The organism is Saccharothrix hoggarensis (assembly GCF_042678885.1).
GTDB lineage: Bacteria > Actinomycetota > Actinomycetes > Mycobacteriales > Pseudonocardiaceae > Actinosynnema > Actinosynnema hoggarensis.
On the sequence record NZ_JBHTLK010000470.1, the window covers coordinates 1 to 1,553 of the forward strand.

Below are 1,553 nucleotides of genomic sequence, written 5' to 3' on the forward strand. Positions count from 1 at the left end.
CGGTGGCGGCTGGTGCTGGGCGCGAGCGGTGACCGGCCCGCCGGAGCCGCCCGCTACGCCGCCGCGCTGGACGAGCTGTACGGCCGCGACCGCGGCGAGGGAGCGGCGGGCGGCGGTGTCGGCGCGGACCGCTCCAGCCCGTTCCCCGACGTGCGCGAGTGGTCGGAGGAGCTGCGGGACCTGTTCGGCGACCACGTCCGGGAGGAGGTCCTGGCCGCGGCGGCGGAAGGCGGCCGGCTGGAGGCGGCGTTGGAGATCGACCCCGGTGCGGTGCGGCCGTCGGTCGACCTGCTGCGGTCCGTGCTGTCGTTGGCGGGCGGGTTGTCGGAGTCGGCGCTGGCGCGGCTGCGGCCGTTGGTGGCACGGCTGGTCCGCGAGCTGACCGCGCAGCTCGCGAACCGGGTGCGGCCCGCGTTGACCGGCATCCAGCTGCCCACGCCGACCCGGCGTCCGGGCGGCCGGCTCGACCTGCCGCGGACCGTGCGCGCGAACCTCGCCACCGCGCGCCGTGACGCCGACGGCCGGGTGGTGATCGTGCCGGAGCGGCCGGTGTTCCGGACGCGGGGACGTCGAGCGAGCGACTGGCGGCTGGTGCTGGTGGTCGACGTGTCGGGGTCGATGGAGGCGTCCACGGTGTGGTCGGCGCTCACCGCGTCGGTGTTCGCCGGGGTGCCCGCGCTGTCGACGCACTTCCTGGCGTTCTCCACCGAGGTCGTGGACCTCACCGAGAAGGTGTCGGACCCGTTGTCGCTGTTGCTGGAGGTGTCGGTCGGCGGCGGCACGCACATCGCGGGCGCGTTGCGACACGCCCGTTCCCTCGTGACCGTCCCGGAGAGGACGATGGTGGTGTTGGTCAGCGATTTCGAGGAGGGCGGCCCGGTCGGGTCGCTCGTCGGGCAGGTGCGGGAACTCGTCACCTCGGGTGTGACGGTGCTCGGCTGCGCGAGCCTCGACGACCGCGGCGTCGCCCGCTACTCCACGTCGGTAGCGGGCGCGCTGGTCGCGGCCGGGATGCCGGTGGCCGCGCTCAGCCCGCAGGAGCTGGCGCGGTGGGTGGGGGAGAAGGTGCGCGGATGACCGTGCCCCCGGTGGTGCCGGCCGTGGTGGCCGACGTCCTCGACAGCCTGCCGCCCCGACTGCGCAAGCGCGTGGACGCCTCCCTGTCCCGCGCGGCCGAGTGGTCCGTGACCACGACCGCCGACACCGCGCAAGCCGTGCTCGACCCCGAGACCACCCTCACGTGGACGTTGCACGACGGGGCGCTGACGGCGGCGGACGACCTGGCGTGCAGCTGCCTGCTCGCACCGAAGTGCCTGCACCGCGCCATCGCGGTGTCCGTCGCCGACATCGCCGCCGACACCGACATCCCTGCCGCCGCCGCCCCGGACGGCACACCCACCACCGCCGACACGACCGCCGACCCCGACACCACCGTTGGGACCGGCGGTGCGGCCGACGCCGACCGCACTGCCGACACCGATGGCGCGGTCGAGGCCCTCGGCGTTGGCGGCACCGCCGGGATCGGCCGCACCGGGCCGCTTGCCGCCGCGCCG

1 protein-coding gene and 1 pseudogene are annotated in these 1,553 nt (G+C 75.9%); both read left to right on the forward strand.

Features of this window, described 5'->3' with window-relative positions:
* Window positions 1-1,077 (forward strand): VWA domain-containing protein (locus tag ACFQ3T_RS36500; RefSeq protein WP_380730721.1); only part of this gene is annotated, 1,077 nt, incomplete at its 5' end.
* Window positions 1,074-1,553 (forward strand): annotated as a pseudogene (locus tag ACFQ3T_RS36505) (hypothetical protein); the annotation flags it as partial. The gene ACFQ3T_RS36500 and the pseudogene ACFQ3T_RS36505, both read left to right, overlap by 4 nt.